We start from the raw sequence: 18414 nt of genomic DNA, 5'->3' as shown, positions 1-18414 counted from the left end.
TTCGCCAGGGTCCCGGCCTCCGTGGTCACTTTCGCTCGGGCGCGTGGTCGCCGATGATCTGCGCGAGCCGATTCTCGTAGGCGGCGTTCTGCGCCTTCACGCGCTCGAGCGCATCGGCGTTGTCGTGCAGCAGCGGAATCTGACGCTCCCACTCCGCGTCGTAGAGGGCCCGAAGGTATCCGCTGGACGCTCGGCATCGCGCGTCGAACGTCGCTTGACGGATTTCCTCTGCTGTCGCCACGTTCGAGCCGGACACGTCTTGATCGAGACCGAACTCGGAGACCTGCGATGGAGTCGGCATCAGCTCGGGTGTGAGGGACAGATCGGCGATCCCCAGTGGCGACATGCACTGTCGCCACACTCTCGCTCGGTCCGTGACGGTCTTCGAACCCAGCGCAGCGTCGTACGCGTCGCCCTCGAGCTGCCCGGCCAGCTGCTCGGAGCCGTCGGGGACGCCGAGCTCTTCGTTCGCTTGCTCCAGGCAGGAGAGAAACCTCGAATCGGCCGCGGGCTTCGCCTCGGCTTCGGCAGCGACGGCGGCCCCGAATGCCTCCCACGCCTCCTCAGTTCGATCGTTCGCGGGAGCCTCGTGGTACCCGAAACGGCTGGCGATCTCGCTGGTGAACAGTCTTCGGTCGACGGCATTGAGCGTAGGACCGTTGTCCGAAGTCAGCTCACGGTACGGGACGTCGAACGCGTACCCGGCCGATTGCATGCACGGCTGAACGAGGAGGTTCTGCGCATACGTCTCGAACCTGGCCGGATCGATGTACGAGTCGAGCGGCATGACCCACTCCGCGATGTTCTTCTCGGGAAGGAACTACTTTCGACCAGCCCTGGCGAGCGCCGCGCGAGGCGCTCGCCAGGGCCGGCCGAAGGGCGGGTCAGCTCGACTTCGTGCCGGGCGTCACCGTGGCCTCGGGCGTCGGGGCACCCGAGGGCTGCTCGCCCTGCGCCGGCGGCGTGGGCGTCGTGCCGCTCTCGGGAGCGGCCGGTGCCGTTCCACCCTTCGGCGCAGCCGGCGCGGTTCCGGCCTTCGGCGCAGCCGGCGCCTTCTCGCCCTTCGGCGGTGCCGGAGGGGTCGCGCCGTCGCCCGCAGCTGCAGGGCCGCAGGCCGGGCCGCCGGCCGGAGCCGGTGCGCCGCTGGGCGCCGCCTTCGGCGCGTCCGTGGCGGTTCCCGTCGGGGCGTCCGTCGCGGAGCCGGTGGGCTGGCCGGACGCCGCGTCGGTCGGCGCGCTCGACTCGGTGCTGCTCGGGGCTGCCGCACTGCTCGCCTCGGGCCCTCCGGTCATGGCAGCAGCGGCTCCGACGCCGACACCGCCCAGGCACAGGGCCAGCGCGGCGGCGCCGATGACGACGCGCTTCCGGACGCGAGGCCGAGGGGACTCGTCGACCTCGGTGGCGTACCCGGCCTGACTGGCCCAGAACGCCGAGTCGGCGTTCTGCGGTGCCGTCGGGAGCTCCCGCGTCGCGGCGTAGTCGTCGGAGCCTGCCGGGGTGCCGGCGGTCGGCCGAGCGAACTCCTCGGTGGGCTGGTCGTCCGCGCGGCGGGTGTCATCGGCGTCGTTGTCGTGTGTGTCGGTCATGAGATCTCCTTGGGTGATGAAGCCCGATCGGGCCGTGGATCAACCGTCGAAGTCGAATCTGAAGCATCGCTTAAGCTCAGGCTCCCAGCAGGTCTTTCATAGGTCGGGCGCTCCGATCGCGACGTAGGGTTCCCTCCATGCCCAACCCTGCCCGCGTCCTGATCGTCGACGACGACGAGACGATCCGCACCTCCGTCGCCACCGCCCTGCACGCGGAGGGCTTCTCGTGTCGAACAGCGGCAGACGGCTTCGAGCTGACCGGCGAGCTCGCCTCGTTCCTGCCGGATCTGGTCGTTCTCGACTGGATGCTGCCGGGGCCGAGCGGCATCCAGCTCGCGCAGACCGTCCGCACGGTGTCCGACGCCGCGGTCGTGATGCTCACCGCCCGCGACGAGGTCGACGACCGGCTCCGGGGCTTCTCGGAGGGCATCGACGACTACCTCGTCAAGCCCTTCGCGATGGCCGAGCTCATCGCCCGGGTCACGGCTGTTCTTCGTCGGCGGGGCCGCGTGCCGTCGGTGATCGAGATCGGCGATCTGCTGATCGACCAGGAGGCGGCGCTCGTCTCTCGCGGCGGGCATCGGCTCGATCTGACGGCCACCGAGTTTCGTCTGCTGGAGTTCCTCGCGTCGAGCCGCGGCCGGACGCTCTCGAAAGGCCAGATCCTGACGCAGGTCTGGGGGTACGACGACTACGACCCCAACCTCGTCGAGGTGCACCTGAGCTCGCTCCGCCGCAAGATGGAGGCGCACGGCGGCCGGCTCATCCACACGGTGCGCGGCATCGGCTACCGGGTCGCCGTCTCCGAGCCGGCTCGATGAACGCAGGATCGCCACCGCCGTCGGGGCAGCCGCTCCGCACGGGTTCGCTGCGCCTCCGCGCCGTAGTGGCCGTGCTGCTTCTGCTGGTGCTCCTGCTCGGCGCCCTCGCAGTGACCGTCGAGGCCACTCTCGGATCACGACTCCGCGGGCAGATCGAAGACCGCCTCCGCGATCGAGCGTCGGCGGCCACCGCCCTGGTGGGCACCGTCAGCTCGGACGACCTCGCCGAGCGCCTGTCGTTCCAGGGGCTGTCGGTCGTCATCCGCGACGAAGACGGCAGCTCCGTGGTCGCCGGCCCGACGCCCGCCCAGCTGCGGGCCGGACCCAAGGCGGGTGCGGGGCTGCCGGGGCCGGCGAATGAACAGCCTCCGACAGCGGATGCCACTTCGCCGGCGCAGTCCACCGCGACACCGACCACGACGGTGTCCATCAGCTCCTCCACGATCACTGCGGACGATCAGATCATCACCCTCGTCTCCCGCCTGAGTGACGGCTCGACGATCACGCTGACGGCCGACGCCTCGTCGGTCGGACAGACCCTCGCTCAGCTTCGCTGGGTCATGCTCGGCGCATCCGCCGGCTTCCTGCTGATCGCAGCGGCCGGGCTGGTGCTCGTCATGCGCATCTCGCTCCGACCCCTCGACCGGATGTCGGCCGTCGCGAGGTCGATCGCCGGCGGCGACCGCGGTCGACGCCTGACGCCGGCCAAGCCCCGGACCGAGATCGGCCGGGTCGCCCTGGCCTTCGACGAGATGCTCGACGCCGTGGAGGGGGCCGAGCGGAAGGCCGTGGAAGCCGAGGCGCGGGTGCGCTCCTTCGTCTCGGACGCCGCGCACGAGCTCCGGACTCCCGTCGCAGGCATGAGGGCAGCGGCCGACACTCTCGTCCGCGCGCCCGCCGACCCTGCGGACCGTGAGCGGCTAGCCGTCCATGTGGCACGGGAGGCGGGCCGTGCTTCGCGCCTCATCGACGACATGCTGATGATGGCTCGGGTCGACCGTGGCCTGGAGCTCGATCTGGCTCCGGTCGATCTCGGCGACCTCGTCCGCGCCGAAGCGGATCGGCACCGTCTCCGACACCCCGCGCTTCAGGTGACGACGCAGCTTCCCGAGAGGCCGGTGACCGTTCGGGGCGATGCCGACCGTCTCGCTCAGGTGATCGGCAATCTCGTGGACAACGCCGCCCGCGCGACGAGAGGACACGGGCACGTGACGCTGACTCTCAACCCGCCGGACGAATCGCGCGCCCGCCTGTCGATCGCCGACGACGGTCCCGGAGTTCCTGCATCCGACAGAGAGCGGATCTTCGACCGGCTCGTTCGACTCGATGCGGGGCGCGAGCAGGCATCGGGGGGCGCAGGACTCGGCCTCCCCATCGCCCGGGGCATCGCCCGCGCGCACGGCGGCGACGTCCGCTGCCTGGCGGTGTCCTCCGGCGCCGTCTTCGAGCTCGACCTTCCGGTCGTGCCGCGCTGACGGCGCCGGGGGTTGAGCTAGTCGCGCAGGACGCGGTAGATGCCGTAGATGACGCCCGGCACGTGACCGAGCAGCTGGAGGAGGAACGCCCAGAGCACGCGGATGCTCGGGCCCTCGGCGATGAGCACGGCGAGGAACGGGAAGAAGCAGGCGAGGACGATCAGCAGGATCTTGCGCATGGGGTCTCTTTCGGTTGGGGGTGGAGGGCCGGTGCCTCAGGAGGCCTTGCGGGCCTTCTTGACACGGTCGGCCGCGGCGGTAGCCACCTTCTTGCCGAGCTTCTTGCGGGCCTTGGCGGACTTCGGGTCCTTCCAGAGCCGCTCGGCCTGGTGGCGGAGCGTCTCAGGCTGCTTGCCCTTCACGGGACGGTGCGAGCGTGCCCCGCGGAAGTAGATGACTGCGGCGATGAGGCCGACGACGATGATCTTGTTGCGCATGGTGGTCTCTTTCGGTTGTGGAGGGGTGAGACAGGGGCTGATCAGCTGCCGGTGATGCGGCCGATCAGCTCCTGGACGAAGGGGATGACGTCCTGGACCTGAGCGACGCTGGCGAATGCCGTCGCGAACAGGGGCCAGAGCGACCCCACGAGCGTGGCGATGATCGCGGCGACGGCCGTGATCCAGGCCAGAGCCCCGAAACGAGCGAGGAAAGTGAGCGCCAGGAAGGCGAGGCCGATGAGGTAGCTGATCACGATCGACGCCGTGATCGCGCCGACCGGGATTCGGAGGGTGCCGAAGGTGGTGGCACCCACCCCGCCGATGAGTCCGAGGACAGGCAGGAGCACTCCGACGACGATCACGGCGCAGAGGACGACGGCGACGATGAGCGCTGTCCACGCCGCTCGCGGCTTGGGGTGGCGGCCGTAGCCGCGCGACCTGGTCTTCACGGTCGGGGCTCGTCGGCGGGACGATCGGCTGCAGGGCGCCGAGCGTCGACGGCATCGTCGAGCTCGTCGAGCTTCTGATCCGCTTTCGCGTCCAGCTCGTCGAGCTTCTGATCGGCCTTCGCGTCGAGTCGCGCCAGGTCGTCGCCGGCGGTCTCGGCCGCATCCGAAGCGGACTCGGCCACCTCGTCGACCTTCGCTTCGGCTTGCGCCTGGAAAGCGTCGACCTTCGCATCGGCCTTGGCCGCGAACTCGTCGACCTTGTCACCGGCGTCGGAGGCGACTGCCCCCGCCTGGTCACGGAGATCGCTTGCGGTGTCGCTGACCTGCGCCTTCAGCTCCTTCGCCTTCTCCTTCATCTCGGCGACCTTCACGTCGGCCTGATCGCGGAGGTCGTCCGCCCGATCACGGAGGTCGTCCGCCGTCGCACCGGCCCGGTCACGCAGATCCTGGGCCGTCGCACCGGCCTGGTCGCGGAGGTCTCTGGCCTTCTCGCCGGCCTGGTCGCGCAGATCGCGAGCCTTCTCGCCAGCCTGGTCGATCGCATCGAGGATCGCCGGGTCCTGGTCGAACGGACCGTGGATATCCGTGACGGTGATGTTGACGCTGACCGGACCGGCTGCGAGCTGACGAGCGGCGTGAGCGACCTGGACGCGGGTCTCGTCGACGACGTCGTCGATGGCGTGCGGGTACTCGACGACGATGTCGAGGTCGATGACGGTGGTGCCGTCCTCGAGCGCCACCGTCACGCCGGGGGCGGTCGAGGTGCCGAGCACCTGACGGCGAGCGCGGTCGAGGGTGCGCGCGGCTACGCCGCCGAGGTGGTGGACTCCGGTCACCGCCGCGGCCGTCTCGGCGACCGTCGTGCCGAGAAGGTGCTCCGGGCTCTCCTGCTCGGCGTGGTGCGGGTCGATTCCGGTGAGGTCGACGGGTGCCGGCTGAGGCCGGGTTGCGTCTCCGGTGACTGCTTCGGTCATGTGGTTCTCCTTCGGTGGGGCAGTGACAGGTGGGGCTGGCTAGTCGCTCAGAGTGAGAGCGCGAGTTCGTGAGAGCTGACGATGCAGGAGACCTGCGATGGCGGCTCCGACGAGCGGAGCGACGATGAACACCCAGAGCTGCCCCAGAGCGGTGGGTCCGCCGTAGATCGCGGCGGCGATGGAACGGGCGGGGTTCACCGAGGTGTTGCTGATCGGGATGCTGATGAGGTGGATCAGCGTGAGTGTGAATCCGATTCCGATGGGGGCGACGGCCTTGTACTCGGGCTTCGCCGTGATCGAGAGGATGACGGTGACGAACACGGCGGTCAGGACGACTTCGGCCAGGATGACGGCCCCGAGACCGAATCCTCCGGGAGACGAGGTGCCGAACCCGTTGGAGGCGAAGCCGCTGTCGCGAGCCGAGGCGAAGTAGTTCGAGGGCCCGTCGGCGGCGATGAGGGCGAGGACGCTGGAAGCGATCGCGCCGCCGACGATCTGCGCGACGATGTAGCCCGGAACATGCCGCCACTCGGTACGGCCGGAGATCGCCAGGCCGACGGTGACGGCGGGGTTGAAGTGCCCGCCGGAGATGTGGCCGACGGCGTAGATGCCCGCCATCACGGTGAGGCCGAACGCCAGTGCGACACCGAGAAAGCCGACGCCGAGGGGGTTCTGGCTTGTGGGAAACGCCGAGGCGAAGAGAGCGGTGCCCACGCCTCCGAAGACGAGGAGGAACGTGCCGAACACTTCGGCGAGGAGGCGGGAGGTGGTGGGGTAGGTCTGCGCCTGCTGGCGTCGTTGCTCAGCAGTGGACCGGCTGACGGGCTTCTTCTGGCTCACGGGGGACTTTCGTGTCGGTGCGGGGGAATCTGCGGGGCGGAGCTCGCTTCGGTGGCCGGTGGCGGTCGCTCGGGGTGTTCGTCTCGACGGGGGAGAGGATCGGCCCCCGCCCGAGTGGGCGGGGGCCGAAAGCGATCAGTTCTTGAACGCGTCCTTGATGTCTTCGGCAGTGTCGCGGCCCTTGCCCTTGACCTGGTCGGCCTTGCCCTCGGCGACGAGCTTGTCGTTGTCCGTCGCGTTGCCGACGGCCTCCTTGGCCTTGCCGGTGACGGTCTCGGCTGCGGCCTTGATCTTGTCTGCTGCACTCATGGTGATTTCCTTCTTCTCGTGGTGGCCCGGAGGCCGTCGGTGGGTGGGGTTGACGTGCTATTCGACGCGGCTGGTGCCGGTCAGCTGGCTGCGGAGCCCGCCGGTGATCTGGATCACGACGGGTGTCGCGGTTCCGAGGAGGGCGTCCCAGTCGGCGACCGCGCGGTCGATCGACCGGCGCACCTCGATCGGCGAGACACCGCGGCGGGTCTGCGCCGTGATGCGGAGCACGTTCTCCTTCTTGACCTCGAAGGCGCTGACGTCGACCGACACGATGGACGGGTCGCGTGCCAGAGACTCCTCGAGCACCTGCTCGGCGACCTTCGCGTCGATGGTCAGGGTTCCGCCGGTGGGCGAGCCCTTGCCTTCGCCGCCGGCGACCTCGAGGAGCGTGTTCGTGCGCCCGTGGCCCTGCCGGAAGATGAACCACAGGAGCAGCAGGATCAGGACGAGCGCGGCCACGGCCGTCACCCACAGGATCCAGGGCTGGCCGCCGGAGAGGGCGTCCGACGTGGGCTGAGTGGCGTCCTTCGCCGACTGGCTGACGTTCTTCTTCACGTCGGCGAGGAGCGCCCCGGCCGCTACAGCTCCACCTGCCAGAAGCAGGACGAGTCCGATGACGAAGACGAGCAGACGGTTGAGGAATCGATTCGTGCTGGTCATCAGGCGACCGTTCCTTCCTTGGACAGGCGCACCTTGCCGCGGAGGCTCGGGCTGTAGTCGTACGACGACAGCTCGTCGTCGACGGCTTCCTGGATGCTGCGGAGGTCGGCGGTGCGCCCCGACGTGCGGGTGACGTCGACGTCGACGGAGCGCTTGCCGACCGTGACCTTGACCTGGTCCGGCTCTATGTCGCCGGCGTAGCTGGCGGTTCCGGCGATGCTCTGCGCGATCACGCGGTCGTCGACGAGTGCCGCCGTCCGGTCAGACGACGCACTGCGTCGGCCGCGGCGACCGGGTGCCAGCGCGACGATGATCAGGATGATCCCGATCACCGCGACGACGGCTCCGGCGGCGGTCAGCAGACCCACGGGGGCGCTGGCCGCGTCGAGGATCGTGACCGCGGCGTCTTTCGGCGAGGCCAGGAGGGCAGGCTGCTTCAGTGCTGCGAGGACAGCCTCGACGCCGATCCAGGCGAAGACGAGGATCAGGAGCACTGCCAGGACGATGGCGATGCCAGAACGAGACGAATGCGTCTCGCGTCGCACGACGCGGCGGTAGAGGCCGGGGGTCGTCATGACAGTCTCTTTCGTTCACGGAGGTCGACGCCCGTGATGCGGAGGTCGACCCGGCCGATGGAGGATCCGGTCAGCTGCAGGCAGCGGTCGCGGATGGTGGTCTGGGCGGCCGTCAGGCGTTCCAGCAGGGTGCCGCTCGAACGACGCCCGACGTCGCCCAGCGGGCTGACGTGGATCGGCGTCTTTGCGATCACGGTCAGTGAGCCGTCGTGGTCGGCGAGTTCCACCGACACGTCGGAGGCGCTGACGCTGAGAGCGTCCGCGGTGACGGCCGACACGACCCGGCGCACTGCGCGCGAGGTGATCTTCGTGCGGCCATGGAGGCCGCGGGCGGCCGCGGCGTCGACTGGCACGGAGTCGGCCATCACCGCCGCGGTCACGAGGACCGCCGCCCGCGGAGGGCGTCAGACAGGGATTTCACGTCGAGCTTTCCCTCGACAACCCGGCCCACTCCCCAGCCGATCACGATCGCGACAGCGACCAGGATCATGGCCCAGAATCCGAATGCGACTGCCGTCAGCGCGAGCACGGCGCCGATCAGCATTCCCTTGGTAGTGGAGGTCACTTGACGCGGCTCTCGGTCTCGGTGTCGTTGTCCTCGTCGTCCGACGGGATGAAGACGTCGGAGACGGTGACGTTGACCTCGGTGACCTCCATGCCGACGACGGTCGAGATGGCCTCGGTGACGCTGGCGCGGACGCTGTCGGCGAGCTTCTGCAGCTCGACCGGGTACTCGGCGACGACGACGATGTCAGCGGCGACCTGCTTCTCGCCGACCTCGACCTTGATGCCCTGGCCGCGGTCCTGCTGGTTGATCGCGGAGCGGATCGCGCCGATGGCACGAGCGGCACCGTTGCCGAGGTCGTGCACGCCGGGCACCTCGCGGGCGGCGATGCCGGCGACCTTCTCGACGACGCCCTCGGCGATCGTGTTCTTGCCGGTCGCGGTTCCCGAGGCGGGGGTGGTCTTGGCGACGGAATTGGACGTGGTGGGGGTGACGTTCGTCATTTGCTTTCTCCTTGATATTTGTTGTCGTGCTACCCGGGACCCGGAGAGCTGCACCCGAATTCGTGGGGCACATCATTCAGACGCATTGACTGGTGACTTCGTCATGGGCGTCCAGAAAATCTTCAGAAAACCGTCAGTTCGGATCGGTTTCCGGCCAGCGGAGCGACTCCCGAAGGCCGCCCTCGCCGGAGTGTCTCGTTCGGTTTCTCCCCGAAGCGAGCCTGATACGACGACGCGAATCGACCCAGGTTGCCGAACCCCCAGGCGCGCGCGAGATCGTTGACCGTCGCCGTCTTCGGGGTGTGCTCGAGAAGGTCCCGGCGCACCCTGTCGAGACGCACTCGACGGAGGTACTCCGTGGGCGACATCTCGAGGTGGCGCTGGAACGAGTTCTGCATGGACCGCGTGTTCAAGCCGACCGCCGACGCGGCATCAGCCGGCGTGATCGGCAGGTGCGCGTTCTCGTGGAGGAACTCCACGGTCGCCCGCACCTTCGCGAGGCGCGGTGTCAGGAGCGCCGCCGGGACGTGATGCGTGTGCCAGGAGAAGACGTCCAGAAGCGTTCGCGCTACGGCAAGGTTGGACTCCATGCGGATCAGTGGCGGCGCGTCGGCGTCGGTGATGACGGGCGAGGCCGCCGACATGGTCTGCCGCCACTGCGCGAGGCCGCCTTCGCTGGGCCTGACCTGGTGCCGGAACGCGAGGGGCTGCTCGGGGCCGCCGTGACGCTCGGTCGCGATCCTCTCGAGGAAGGGTCTCGCCACGTGCACGAGGTTCTGGAGGCCGGGCCCGGTCTCGAACCGGAAGCTCTCCGAGGAGGGGAGCACGGCGAGACCTCCGGGACGGAGGTCGAGGGTCTCCCGGGTGGTCGCGATCCTGCCGCCGCCCTGACGGAACCAGGTGGCGACATAGTCGTCGAGCCGACCGATCTCGCCGACCAGAGTGCCGGACAGGCTCGACAGGCGGAGGCTGACGTTCTCGTCGCCGAGAGATGCGAAGCGAAACGAGAAGGGCTCGTCCGGCTCCAGGGCGGTGAATCTCGCACCTCCGTACGCGCGCTCCGACAGGCGGGCGGCCTCGGCGGCGCTCCGCCCCGATACCTCGAAGCGGGCCAGGGGCGCGTCGACCAGCGACGAGATCGGATCGGGGTCCTGCGACCTCGCATCAGTGGCGGGGGTGGTGCTCACTTCTCTCCTCCTCCCGCGGCATGCGATCGGTCTCACCGGGCGATGGAACGCCCTTCGGTAATGAGGACGAGATGAGTGGACCGGATGTCACAAACCCGTCTGACTGAGATGTTCGGAGTGCGATTTCGACGCGAAGGGCCGGCCGTCGCCCCCAGAACGAGGGCAGAAGCACGGCTTCGCTGGGTGCCCGATCGGTCTCGGATCGGTTCCGGGCCAACAGCTGGTGCGGCGTGCAAGGTTGGTGGTAGTCAGGTGGAGGCCGATCCGGCCGCACGTTCGATCGATCAGGGAGGCCGTCATCGTCGACCTCGATCCGCTGTCGGAGGCTGCTGACGCGACTCTCGCCGCGCGAGCCGCCGACGGCGACGTGCACGCGTTCGAGATGCTCGCGCGTCGACACGGGCCCCTCATGCGGGTGTACTCCGCCAAGCTCCTCGGCTCCGACATCGAGTCGGACGACGTCGTCCAGGAGTCGTTCCTGACCGGCTGGAGGCAGATCGCCGAGCTCGACAGTCCCGCGCATGTCCGCAACTGGCTCATGCGCATCGTCACCCGCAAGGCGATCGACAGGATCCGCGTCCGTCGCGATCACGACGACGTCGACCAGGTGAACCCCCCGGCTCACGAATCGCGCTCTCCCGAGAAGATCGTCGAGACCCGCCTGCAGCTCGACGCCGTGTGGGAGGCTCTCGACAGACTCCCCGCGGATCAGCGACGGTGTTGGCTACTACGAGAGACCGCCGGCTACAGCTACCAGGAGATCTCGGACGCACTCGAGATCCCGGTCTCCACCGTGCGGGGCCTCCTGGCTCGCGCCCGACGGTTCGTTCTCCACGAAATGGAGGCATGGCGATGACATTCGACGCTACCTCCGTGCCGGAAGACGACCTCGACGGCCACACGATGGAAGAGCTCGGCGACTACCTCGACCGAGGCCGCACGCCGTACGACCCCTCGATCGAGACCTCCGCAGCCTGCCGTCTCGCCCTCGTGGGGATGACCCGGATGCAGGAACTCGCCCGCACTGCGCTGGAGAACGAGTCCGGGCGCGATCCTGCCCGCGACGATGTCTGGATCTCAGGACTCCTCGACACCATCAAGACCGAGATCCGATCCGGGAGGGACATCCCCGTCGGGCATCCGAACCCCGTGCTCCGGCTCGCACTCACCGAGGCGGCCGTCCGAGGCGTCATCCGCCGCGCCGGCGACACGATGGGCGGCGTGATCATGGGCCGGTGCGTGCTGGACGGAGACGTGACGACGCCCGGAGCGCCCATCCGCATCGACGTGACGGCCGGCCTCGAGTACGGGATGTCCGTGGCCGAGACGGCCGACAGGCTCCGCGAGCGCATCACACGCGCGCTGGCGGAGCACACCGAGCTCGTCATCGGCCAGATCGACGTCACGATCGACGATGTCTACCCGGGAGGGGACCGCACCGATGACCGATGACACCGAGCTCTCCCGCCAGCTGACGGCGGCCATCCGAGCGACGGAGGGGGTCTCGGGCGTCTACCCGGCGCAGCCGATCCTCGAGGCTGCCGCCGGGGCGGTGGCCGTGCGGCTCGCCCTGCGCGTCCCGGACGTGCTCGTCGACATCGACCGGGCCGACGACTTCACGACGGTCAGCGCGCACATCTCCACTGCCGGCGAGAGACCCGCCACCGAGACGCTCCGGCGGGTGGGCGAGCTGCTTCTCGAGCGGCTGGGGGCAGAGCCGTCGATTCGGGGCGAGGTCGCTGTCAACGTGAAGGTGCGCCTGGTCGAGGAGGCTGGCTCGCAGGGGTCTGGCGCGATCGGGTGAGGCCGCAGCCGTGCAGGAGACCTGAACGTCTGCGGCCTCCCCGTCAGGGTTGGTAGAGCTGGATCTGGTCCAGCTCGGCGAATCCGGTCCCCTTCGTGAAGGTGAGCGTATTGGTGCCTGCGGTGAGCGCGACAGTCTTCTGCGACCAACCGAACCGCCCCCAGTTCGCCGTCTTCGGGTAGGAGATGGCGCTCGTGGTGCCGCCGTTCACGCTGACGTTGTGGGTGCTCGTCGCGCCGGTGCCGTTGTCGTACCGGACATTCATCGTGTATGTGCCGGCCGTCGGAGCCGTGACCGAGAACTTCACGGAGCTCGTCGCATTATTGATGTTCCCGACCTTGACCCCGCCCTTTGCGTCACCCTGAGTGACCAGCGATGTGTCGGTGAGTGCGGCCGACTCCGCCTCGTACTGAGTCGCACTGATCGGGATCGAGCCCACCCTCACGTCGTTGTAGGTGGTCGTCAGATTCTCGACATTCGTCGCCTGGTACAGGGTCTTCCCATCGGCGCTGCTGTCGAAGCTCTGCGCAAAGCCGCTGAAGGTGCCGCCAGCGGTGTCCGCCGCGTCGTAGGTCACCGCGTAGGGGAGCTGCTCCCACGAGCCGCTGCCCTGATTGCGGTTGACGAAGAAGTTCTGGCCCCCGTCGATGGCACCGGACGACGTGAGACCCCACTTCGACGAGACGACGATCATGCCGTTCGCGTTGCCTGCGGTCGGGATCCACCGGACCTCCGGCGACGAGCCGATGCCGCGGCCGTTCGGGAGGGTGATCTGCGTGCCGATGCTCGTCGACGGCGCCCAGTTCAGACCGTCGGGAGAGATCTTGTAGTACACGGGAGCCGTGTTGTTGGTCTGGCTCGGGCGGTTGACGACCTCGAAGGTGGCGATGTAGCTGCCGTTCGGGAGCCGCGTCACTGTGATCATTCCCGGGCGGTCGCTCTGGTTGGTCGGAGCCGAGACGTTCACGAGACCGCCCCAGGTGAGGCCGCCGTCCGTCGATCGTCGGTAGCTGACCGCCTGCAGGACCCCGTTGGCCTTCTGCCTTTCGTCGGAGAAGTACGTGACGAGACCGCCGTTCGCATCGACCGCGAGAGAGGGCTCCCAGACCGTCGAGGTCGTCGAGCTCGGGGTGGGGTCGTACGTGGCCGGACCGCCGGTGTCGACGGTGCTGACGAACGACCAGGTGACGCCGTGATCGAGGCTCTTGTACATGACGAGCCGGCTGGTCGAGCGGTCGGTCGGCATGATCATGCCGCTCAGCAGGAGCGTGCCCGCCGGCATCGACCCCAGCTGGATGGGCGTCTCGTAGAGGGACGGTTGAGCGGTACGCGTGAGGGCCGGGAACTGCGTGCTCGGCTTGACCGCCGCGATCCTGCTCCACGACGTCCCGTTGTCGGTGCTCCGGTAGATCGGGTACACCTGAACGCCGTTCTCGAGGACGAGCTGATCGAAGGTGACGATCTCGGTGCCGTTCGACGATCCGCTGTTCTTCAGGACGATCATCTTGGCGTAGGTCGTCCCTGCAGCGCGGCCGCCCTCCGGGTTGAACGACGTTCCCGCCGCGGGCGAGTACACCAGGGCACCGTTGCCGGCGGTGACGGCGGATGCCTCGGGAGCCCGGGCGACCTGGCTGGCGAGCGAGCCGGCGATGAGGGCGGTCGCCGCAAGGACGAGCGCGAGCGCCCGCCTGCGTCGAGGGCGGGTACTGGACTGCGGTGTCATCAGTTCTCCTTCTTCAACATGGCCTGGAGGGTGATCTCCGTCCAGGGGATCAGCGGGAGGGCGAGGACAAAGCCGTCGCCTTCCCGCCGAACGATGGGGCTATCGGATTTACTTTCGAAGCGGCGTCGCGACGACCCGGGACTGGGCCGCAAGGTGGCGATAGCGGTCGGCGACCGGGTTGCGGACCCGGTCGAGACGACCGGTCGGCGACTCCACGAGGTCGAACAGGCCCATGGTGAGCAGGTGGTCGACGCGCGGGGCGGTGCTGTGGCGATACGTCCACTCGTACATGTCGAACAGCGGCCACCACGTGTAGCCGACCACCGGCAGGCCCTCGGCACGCAGCTCGTGGAGCGCCCGGACCGACTCGTCCATCCAGGTGATGCGCTCTTCCGCCGACCCCGTGACGCAGGTCTCGGTGAGCATGACGGGTGCGCCGTACCGCTCGGCATGGCCGCGCAGCACCTCGCGGAGCCCATCGACGCCGGCATCGTGGAACGGCCGCGAGTCGGCGAAGCCCCCGCCGTGGTGCACGCCGGCCTCGAAGACCTCGGTGGAGTGGAGCGGGTAGTAGTTCACGCCCATGACGTCCGGGCGCACCGCGTTGTCGGCGAGCCAGGCCAGCTGGTCGTCGGTCACACCGCCTCGCCGGAGCTGCGCCAGGAGGGCGTGGGAGTCGTCGACGGCGCCGGTCACGAGGTCCTCCACGAGGAAGGTCTGGGCACGGAGGCGGGCCACTGTGTCACGATGCTCGGGAGCCTCGACGTCGCCCACGTACCGCATGCCGGCATCGACGTGGACGAAAGTCGCGGCAGACCCGAGTTCCTGCGCGATTCCCTGCTGGGTGAGGACGAAGCCGCGTGCCAGCGACGACGCCACCTTCACCAGGCCCGTCGGACCGGTGAGGTAGGGGGGCCAGTAGCCGAACTCCCCCGAGAACAGGGAGTGGATGACCGGCTCGTTGACCGGCGTGTAGTCGGTCGCGTAGTGCCCGTACCGCTCGGCGAAGCGCACCGCGAACTCGGCCATGCGCTCCGGGTAGTCGGGGTTGGCGAACTGGTCGTCGAGCCAGAGGGGCGTTCCGTAGTGGAGCAGGTCGACGATCGGACGGAGCTCCTCGGCCTGGAAGGCGTCCATGGCGCGGTCGACCCACGACCAGTCCCAGGTGTCGGGCGTCGGCGCGACCCGGTACCAGGGCACGCCCCACCGGATCATCTCCGCGCCCACGCCGCTGGCGAGCGTCAGGTCGGTCTCGACCTGCTGGTAGTGCTGGGTCAGCTCGTACTCGTCGATGGGCCGTTCGCCGGCCCGGCTCTGAGGCACGAAGGTGTCTTCGATGCCGAGGGCGAAGTGCAGGGCGCCGTCGTCGAACCATTTCATGGCGTACTCGTCTCTGGAAGTCGGGAAAGAGGTGGCGAGGCAGGCGGCGTCACTTGAGCCCGGTGCTGGCGACGCTCTCGATGAAGCGCCGCTGCACCAGCAGGAACATGATCGCAAGGGGGAGCACCGCGATCAGGGCGCCGGCCATCATCACGCCCTGCGGGATGATCCCGCCGGGGCCGGTCAGGAGGGTGAGGCCCGACGTGATCGTCCCCATCTTCTGGTCGGTCGTGAAGACCAGCGGCCAGAGCAGATCGTTCCAGTTGTTGACGAAGGTGAAGATGCCGAGTGTCAGGAGCGCCGGGACCGCATTGGGGAGGACCACGCTGCGGAACACGCGCCACTCGGACGCCCCGTCGATGCGGGCCGCGTTGTCGAGATCGCGCGGAAGCGAGACGAAGAACTGCCGCAGGAAGAAGATGCCGAACGCGTCGGCGGCGCGCGGGGCGATGAGACCCGCGAACGTGTTGACCCAGCCGAGCTGCGACACGAGCTGGTAGATCGGGATGAGCGTCGCCTGGAACGGGATCATCAGGCTCGCGATGATCACGATCAGCAGCACCTTGGACCCGCGAAAGTCGAGGCGCGCCAGCGCATAGGCGGCCAGCGAGTCGAAGACGAGTGCGAAGAGCGTGACGCCGCCTGCGAAGACGAAGCTGTTGACGATCAGCCTGCCGAACGGCAGCTCTGAGAAGATCGCGCGGAAGTTGTCGAGGGTCCAGTGGTGCGGCGCCAGGGTCGGCGGGAAGGCGTTCACCTCGGAGGCGGGCTTGAACGCCGTCAGCACGATGATGATGACGGGGAGCATGAGGGCGAACGTGACGACGAGGAAGCCGGCGAACGCGAGCCAGCGAGCGGCATCCGGACGTTTGCGGGTGGTTGCGCGCTTTGCGACGCGGACCCCGGGGCGGGTGAGTGCGGTCATGAGGCGGTGTCCTCTCCACGACGGCCGAAGAACAGGAACTGGACGAGGCTCAGGAGAAGCGTGACGATCAGGAGCACGTACGAGAGAGCCGACGCGAAGCCGAGGTCGAGGTCTTTGAATCCCGACTGGTAGATCTGCATGACGATGGTCTCGGTGCTCCGGTACGGACCGCCGCCGGTGAGGACGTAGATCTGGTCGAACGCCTGCAGGGCCGCGATCAGCGCCACGATCACGACGAACGCCATCGTGTTGCTCAGCATCGGATAAGTGACGTTGGTGAACCGCTTCCACGCGTTCGCGCCGTCGAGCTGCGCCGCCTCGTACAGGCTCTTCGGGATCTCCTGCAGACCGGCCAGGAAGATGACCATGTAGAACCCGAAGCTCTTCCAGACCGCGACGAGGACGACGGTCGGCATGGCGAGGGTGGGATCCTGCAGGACGTTCCCGATGCGGATCCCGACCGCCTGCAGCCAGTAGTTCGCGAGCCCGATCTGCGGGTCGAGGAGATACGACCAGGCGAAGGCCGCCACGGCGAGCGAGACGATGAACGGAAGGAAGAGCGTCGAGCGGAAGAACCCGCGGAACGGGAGTCGGGGGCTGTTGACCGCGAGCGCCAGGAGTAGGGCGACGACGATCGACACCGGCGTGAAGATAACCGCGTAGAGGGCGGTGTTGCCCATGGCGCGGATGATGTCGGAGTCGGTGAAGACGCGCACGTAGTTGTCGAGCCCGACGAAGCTCGGTGTTCCGAACCCGCTGGCGTCGGTGAAGGAGAGGCGGAGGGCGGAGATCATGGGCCACCCGACGAACGCGCCGAGGATGACCAGCGCGGGCGCCAGGAAGCCGACGATCGTTGCCCTCCGCTTGAAGGACCCGGCCAGGGCCACCCGGCCGCCGAGTTGCCCCGGCGGCCGGTACGGCTTCTTGCGCTGCAGCTGCTGAGTGGTCACGAGGTCACTTCGCCAGAGCCTGCTGGATGCTCGACTGGGCCTGACCGAGGAGCTGCTTCGGGTCGCCGCCCGCCATCGCCTTCTGCGTCGCCGTGTCGATAGCAGTGAGCACGTCGCCGCTGTTCACGACGCCGGGCAGGAGGGGCTGGGTGTTCGGGGCGATCTTGGTCAGGCTCGCGACGGTCGCGTTCGAGTCGACATCGGCTGCCGTCACGTCGGTGCGGAGGGGCGGCCAGCCGGAGCCGAGCGACCACTTCGTGGCAGTCGACTTCTCGTTGAAGTAGGCCAGGAACTTCTCGGCCGCCTGCTGCTTGACGGAGTCGGTCTGAGCGGTGACGGCGAGCGAGATCCCGATGGCCGACGAGGCCTTCGCCTTCGGGCCGGCCGGGATGGCGGCGAGGCCGTAGTCGATCTTGGAGGCCGTCGCGACGCCGGCCATCCAGGGTCCGCCGATCTCCATGGCCGTCTTGCCTGCCGTGAAGAGCTTGTCGGCGCCGATGCCGTCGACGCCGGTGGGCGAGATCTTGTCGTTCTCGATGGCGTCGGCCCAGTAGGCGAGGGTCTCGGCGTTGGCAGCGGAGTCGATGGTGGCCTTCGTGCCGTCGTCGTTCGTGATCGAGCCGCCGTTGCCCTCGAAGAGGCTCGGCCAGATGCCGTTTCCGACTGTGGCGTGATCGGGCAGGACCAGTCCGTACTGCTCGGGAGTGCCGTCGTTGTTCGTGTCGACGGTCATCTTCTTGGCGTCTGCCACCCATTCGTCCCAAGTGGTCGGGAACTCGGTGATTCCCGCCTTCGCGAAAAGCTTCTTGTTGTAGATCACAGACAGCGGGACGAAGCCGCTGGGAACGCCGTACTTCGTGCCGTCGACGGTCTCCATCGCGACGGCCTCGGGCTTGAGTTTCGACGTGTTGCTCGACGCCTGCCCGTAAAAGTCGTCGAGGTCGACCAGTGCGTGCTTCTGGGCGTAGACCGGCAGGCGGTCTGACGTCATGGCGACGAGGTCCGGGCCCTTCTTCGACGACAGGGCCGGGAGCAGCGTGTCGTCGATGACGGCCCATGTCTTGGTCTGCGTCGAGATGGTGATGTTCTTCTGCGAGGCGTTGAACTGCTTGACGATGTCGTCGAGCACTCCGCCATCGGCTTCCGTGTAGCCGTGCCAGAAGGTCAGGGAGACCTTCTCGGACGACGACGGGCCGGACGAGCCGGCGCAGCCGGTCAGCCCGACGGCTGCGATGGCCGCAGTCGCAACGACTGCAATCAGCTTCTTCACTGTGACCTGCTATCTGCTCCCGACGTCTTCGTTGGGGA

General features: G+C 68.3%; 24 protein-coding genes. 5 read left to right on the top strand and 19 right to left on the bottom strand.

Annotated elements, in window-relative coordinates; genetic code table 11:
- Nucleotides 1–25 precede the first annotated feature (25 nt).
- Together AC07TY_RS12205 and AC07TY_RS12200 are read right to left on the bottom strand one after the other, a co-directional pair.
- On the bottom strand, nucleotides 26–787 hold the full coding sequence (locus AC07TY_RS12205; RefSeq protein WP_494785522.1) for a hypothetical protein: 762 nt from the start codon (nucleotides 785–787) through the stop codon (nucleotides 26–28).
- A 97-nt stretch (nucleotides 788–884) separates the two neighbouring features.
- Complete coding sequence (locus tag AC07TY_RS12200) at nucleotides 885–1586, bottom strand: hypothetical protein (protein ID WP_494785521.1); 702 nt, start codon at nucleotides 1584–1586, stop codon at nucleotides 885–887.
- A gap of 137 nt (nucleotides 1587–1723) precedes the next feature.
- On the opposite strand from AC07TY_RS12200, the gene AC07TY_RS12195 reads away from it, so the two are divergent.
- The gene (locus tag AC07TY_RS12195) at nucleotides 1724–2407 is read left to right on the top strand and encodes a response regulator transcription factor (RefSeq protein ID WP_494785520.1); all 684 of its coding nucleotides are present in this window, start codon (nucleotides 1724–1726) and stop codon (nucleotides 2405–2407) included.
- Complete coding sequence (locus AC07TY_RS12190; protein WP_494785519.1) at nucleotides 2404–3882, top strand: sensor histidine kinase; 1479 nt, start codon at nucleotides 2404–2406, stop codon at nucleotides 3880–3882. Before AC07TY_RS12195 ends, AC07TY_RS12190 begins: the two co-directional genes overlap by 4 nt.
- Before the next feature lie 17 nt (nucleotides 3883–3899).
- On the opposite strand, the gene AC07TY_RS12185 is transcribed toward AC07TY_RS12190, so the two are convergent.
- The 12 genes from AC07TY_RS12185 to AC07TY_RS12130 form a co-directional block, all read right to left on the bottom strand.
- A complete protein-coding gene (locus AC07TY_RS12185; RefSeq protein ID WP_123506688.1) occupies nucleotides 3900–4061 on the bottom strand; it encodes a YqaE/Pmp3 family membrane protein in 162 nt (53 codons plus the stop codon).
- 36 nt (nucleotides 4062–4097) lie between these two features.
- Nucleotides 4098–4319 carry a hypothetical protein gene (locus AC07TY_RS12180; RefSeq protein ID WP_488625214.1) on the bottom strand — a complete coding sequence of 74 codons (222 nt, stop codon included), beginning with the start codon at nucleotides 4317–4319 and terminating at the stop codon, nucleotides 4098–4100.
- 41 nt (nucleotides 4320–4360) lie between these two features.
- The gene (locus tag AC07TY_RS12175; protein WP_494785518.1) at nucleotides 4361–4768 is read right to left on the bottom strand and encodes a hypothetical protein; all 408 of its coding nucleotides are present in this window, start codon (nucleotides 4766–4768) and stop codon (nucleotides 4361–4363) included.
- On the bottom strand, nucleotides 4765–5742 hold the full coding sequence (locus tag AC07TY_RS12170) for an Asp23/Gls24 family envelope stress response protein (RefSeq protein WP_494785517.1): 978 nt from the start codon (nucleotides 5740–5742) through the stop codon (nucleotides 4765–4767). The genes AC07TY_RS12175 and AC07TY_RS12170 overlap by 4 nt, the downstream gene beginning before the upstream one ends.
- Before the next feature lie 39 nt (nucleotides 5743–5781).
- The gene (gene aqpZ / locus AC07TY_RS12165; RefSeq protein WP_494785516.1) at nucleotides 5782–6582 is read right to left on the bottom strand and encodes an aquaporin Z; all 801 of its coding nucleotides are present in this window, start codon (nucleotides 6580–6582) and stop codon (nucleotides 5782–5784) included.
- A 135-nt stretch (nucleotides 6583–6717) separates the two neighbouring features.
- Nucleotides 6718–6891 carry a CsbD family protein gene (locus AC07TY_RS12160; RefSeq protein WP_494785515.1) on the bottom strand — a complete coding sequence of 58 codons (174 nt, stop codon included), beginning with the start codon at nucleotides 6889–6891 and terminating at the stop codon, nucleotides 6718–6720.
- Nucleotides 6892–6948: 57 nt separating this feature from the next.
- The gene (locus AC07TY_RS12155; RefSeq protein WP_494785514.1) at nucleotides 6949–7554 is read right to left on the bottom strand and encodes a hypothetical protein; all 606 of its coding nucleotides are present in this window, start codon (nucleotides 7552–7554) and stop codon (nucleotides 6949–6951) included.
- A complete protein-coding gene (locus AC07TY_RS12150) occupies nucleotides 7554–8129 on the bottom strand; it encodes a DUF6286 domain-containing protein (RefSeq protein WP_123506681.1) in 576 nt (191 codons plus the stop codon). Before AC07TY_RS12150 ends, AC07TY_RS12155 begins: the two co-directional genes overlap by 1 nt.
- Nucleotides 8126–8482, bottom strand: a complete 357-nt coding sequence (locus AC07TY_RS12145; protein WP_233580024.1) for a hypothetical protein — start codon at nucleotides 8480–8482, stop codon at nucleotides 8126–8128. Before AC07TY_RS12145 ends, AC07TY_RS12150 begins: the two co-directional genes overlap by 4 nt.
- Before the next feature lie 23 nt (nucleotides 8483–8505).
- A complete protein-coding gene (locus tag AC07TY_RS12140; RefSeq protein ID WP_123506680.1) occupies nucleotides 8506–8694 on the bottom strand; it encodes a DUF2273 domain-containing protein in 189 nt (62 codons plus the stop codon).
- Nucleotides 8691–9137: an Asp23/Gls24 family envelope stress response protein gene (locus AC07TY_RS12135; protein WP_494785513.1), complete on the bottom strand. Its 447-nt coding sequence runs from the start codon at nucleotides 9135–9137 to the stop codon at nucleotides 8691–8693. The genes AC07TY_RS12140 and AC07TY_RS12135 overlap by 4 nt, the downstream gene beginning before the upstream one ends.
- Nucleotides 9138–9259: 122 nt before the next feature.
- The gene (locus AC07TY_RS12130; protein ID WP_494785512.1) at nucleotides 9260–10324 is read right to left on the bottom strand and encodes a helix-turn-helix domain-containing protein; all 1065 of its coding nucleotides are present in this window, start codon (nucleotides 10322–10324) and stop codon (nucleotides 9260–9262) included.
- Nucleotides 10325–10565: 241 nt separating this feature from the next.
- On the opposite strand from AC07TY_RS12130, the gene AC07TY_RS12125 reads away from it, so the two are divergent.
- The 3 genes from AC07TY_RS12125 to AC07TY_RS12115 are packed head-to-tail and all read left to right on the top strand — an operon-like array spanning nucleotide 10566 to nucleotide 12128.
- A complete protein-coding gene (locus tag AC07TY_RS12125) occupies nucleotides 10566–11180 on the top strand; it encodes an RNA polymerase sigma factor (RefSeq protein ID WP_488626753.1) in 615 nt (204 codons plus the stop codon).
- Nucleotides 11177–11776: an Asp23/Gls24 family envelope stress response protein gene (locus AC07TY_RS12120; RefSeq protein ID WP_494785511.1), complete on the top strand. Its 600-nt coding sequence runs from the start codon at nucleotides 11177–11179 to the stop codon at nucleotides 11774–11776. The genes AC07TY_RS12125 and AC07TY_RS12120 overlap by 4 nt, the downstream gene beginning before the upstream one ends.
- Entirely contained in the window at nucleotides 11766–12128 is a 363-nt protein-coding gene (locus AC07TY_RS12115; protein ID WP_488625204.1) for a tautomerase family protein, read from the top strand. The genes AC07TY_RS12120 and AC07TY_RS12115 overlap by 11 nt, the downstream gene beginning before the upstream one ends.
- Nucleotides 12129–12171: 43 nt before the next feature.
- On the opposite strand, the gene AC07TY_RS12110 is transcribed toward AC07TY_RS12115, so the two are convergent.
- The 5 genes from AC07TY_RS12110 to AC07TY_RS12090 all read right to left on the bottom strand — a co-directional run bounded on the left by AC07TY_RS12110 (nucleotide 12172) and on the right by AC07TY_RS12090 (nucleotide 18376).
- Nucleotides 12172–13851: a CBM35 domain-containing protein gene (locus tag AC07TY_RS12110; protein ID WP_494785510.1), complete on the bottom strand. Its 1680-nt coding sequence runs from the start codon at nucleotides 13849–13851 to the stop codon at nucleotides 12172–12174.
- 108 nt (nucleotides 13852–13959) lie between these two features.
- A complete protein-coding gene (locus AC07TY_RS12105; protein ID WP_488625201.1) occupies nucleotides 13960–15231 on the bottom strand; it encodes a family 1 glycosylhydrolase in 1272 nt (423 codons plus the stop codon).
- A 49-nt stretch (nucleotides 15232–15280) separates the two neighbouring features.
- Nucleotides 15281–16156 carry a carbohydrate ABC transporter permease gene (locus AC07TY_RS12100; RefSeq protein ID WP_494785509.1) on the bottom strand — a complete coding sequence of 292 codons (876 nt, stop codon included), beginning with the start codon at nucleotides 16154–16156 and terminating at the stop codon, nucleotides 15281–15283.
- The gene (locus tag AC07TY_RS12095) at nucleotides 16153–17106 is read right to left on the bottom strand and encodes a carbohydrate ABC transporter permease (protein WP_494785508.1); all 954 of its coding nucleotides are present in this window, start codon (nucleotides 17104–17106) and stop codon (nucleotides 16153–16155) included. The genes AC07TY_RS12100 and AC07TY_RS12095 overlap by 4 nt, the downstream gene beginning before the upstream one ends.
- Nucleotides 17107–17110: 4 nt before the next feature.
- On the bottom strand, nucleotides 17111–18376 hold the full coding sequence (locus AC07TY_RS12090) for an ABC transporter substrate-binding protein (protein WP_494785507.1): 1266 nt from the start codon (nucleotides 18374–18376) through the stop codon (nucleotides 17111–17113).
- Nucleotides 18377–18414: the final 38 nt, after the last annotated feature.

Source organism: Frondihabitans sp. GW821-FHT04F02, assembly GCF_059420045.1.
The sequence above is the reverse complement of the archived record's forward strand: the minus strand, read 5'-3'. Positions and strand labels throughout refer to the sequence as shown.

What these genes read in the sequence shown, in the direction of transcription:
- AC07TY_RS12205 (WP_494785522.1), bottom strand. Translation starts at nt 787, where the DNA reads ATGCCGCTCGACTCGTACATCGATCCGGCCAGGTTCGAGACGTATGCG.
- AC07TY_RS12200 (WP_494785521.1), bottom strand. Translation starts at nt 1,586, where the DNA reads ATGACCGACACACACGACAACGACGCCGATGACACCCGCCGCGCGGAC.
- AC07TY_RS12195 (WP_494785520.1), top strand. Translation starts at nt 1,724, where the DNA reads ATGCCCAACCCTGCCCGCGTCCTGATCGTCGACGACGACGAGACGATC.
- AC07TY_RS12190 (WP_494785519.1), top strand. Translation starts at nt 2,404, where the DNA reads ATGAACGCAGGATCGCCACCGCCGTCGGGGCAGCCGCTCCGCACGGGT.
- AC07TY_RS12185 (WP_123506688.1), bottom strand. Translation starts at nt 4,061, where the DNA reads ATGCGCAAGATCCTGCTGATCGTCCTCGCCTGCTTCTTCCCGTTCCTC.
- AC07TY_RS12180 (WP_488625214.1), bottom strand. Translation starts at nt 4,319, where the DNA reads ATGCGCAACAAGATCATCGTCGTCGGCCTCATCGCCGCAGTCATCTAC.
- AC07TY_RS12170 (WP_494785517.1), bottom strand. Translation starts at nt 5,742, where the DNA reads ATGACCGAAGCAGTCACCGGAGACGCAACCCGGCCTCAGCCGGCACCC.
- AC07TY_RS12160 (WP_494785515.1), bottom strand. Translation starts at nt 6,891, where the DNA reads ATGAGTGCAGCAGACAAGATCAAGGCCGCAGCCGAGACCGTCACCGGC.
- AC07TY_RS12155 (WP_494785514.1), bottom strand. Translation starts at nt 7,554, where the DNA reads ATGACCAGCACGAATCGATTCCTCAACCGTCTGCTCGTCTTCGTCATC.
- AC07TY_RS12150 (WP_123506681.1), bottom strand. Translation starts at nt 8,129, where the DNA reads ATGACGACCCCCGGCCTCTACCGCCGCGTCGTGCGACGCGAGACGCAT.
- AC07TY_RS12135 (WP_494785513.1), bottom strand. Translation starts at nt 9,137, where the DNA reads ATGACGAACGTCACCCCCACCACGTCCAATTCCGTCGCCAAGACCACC.
- AC07TY_RS12120 (WP_494785511.1), top strand. Translation starts at nt 11,177, where the DNA reads ATGACATTCGACGCTACCTCCGTGCCGGAAGACGACCTCGACGGCCAC.
- AC07TY_RS12115 (WP_488625204.1), top strand. Translation starts at nt 11,766, where the DNA reads ATGACCGATGACACCGAGCTCTCCCGCCAGCTGACGGCGGCCATCCGA.
- AC07TY_RS12110 (WP_494785510.1), bottom strand. Translation starts at nt 13,851, where the DNA reads ATGACACCGCAGTCCAGTACCCGCCCTCGACGCAGGCGGGCGCTCGCG.
- AC07TY_RS12105 (WP_488625201.1), bottom strand. Translation starts at nt 15,231, where the DNA reads ATGAAATGGTTCGACGACGGCGCCCTGCACTTCGCCCTCGGCATCGAA.
- AC07TY_RS12100 (WP_494785509.1), bottom strand. Translation starts at nt 16,156, where the DNA reads ATGACCGCACTCACCCGCCCCGGGGTCCGCGTCGCAAAGCGCGCAACC.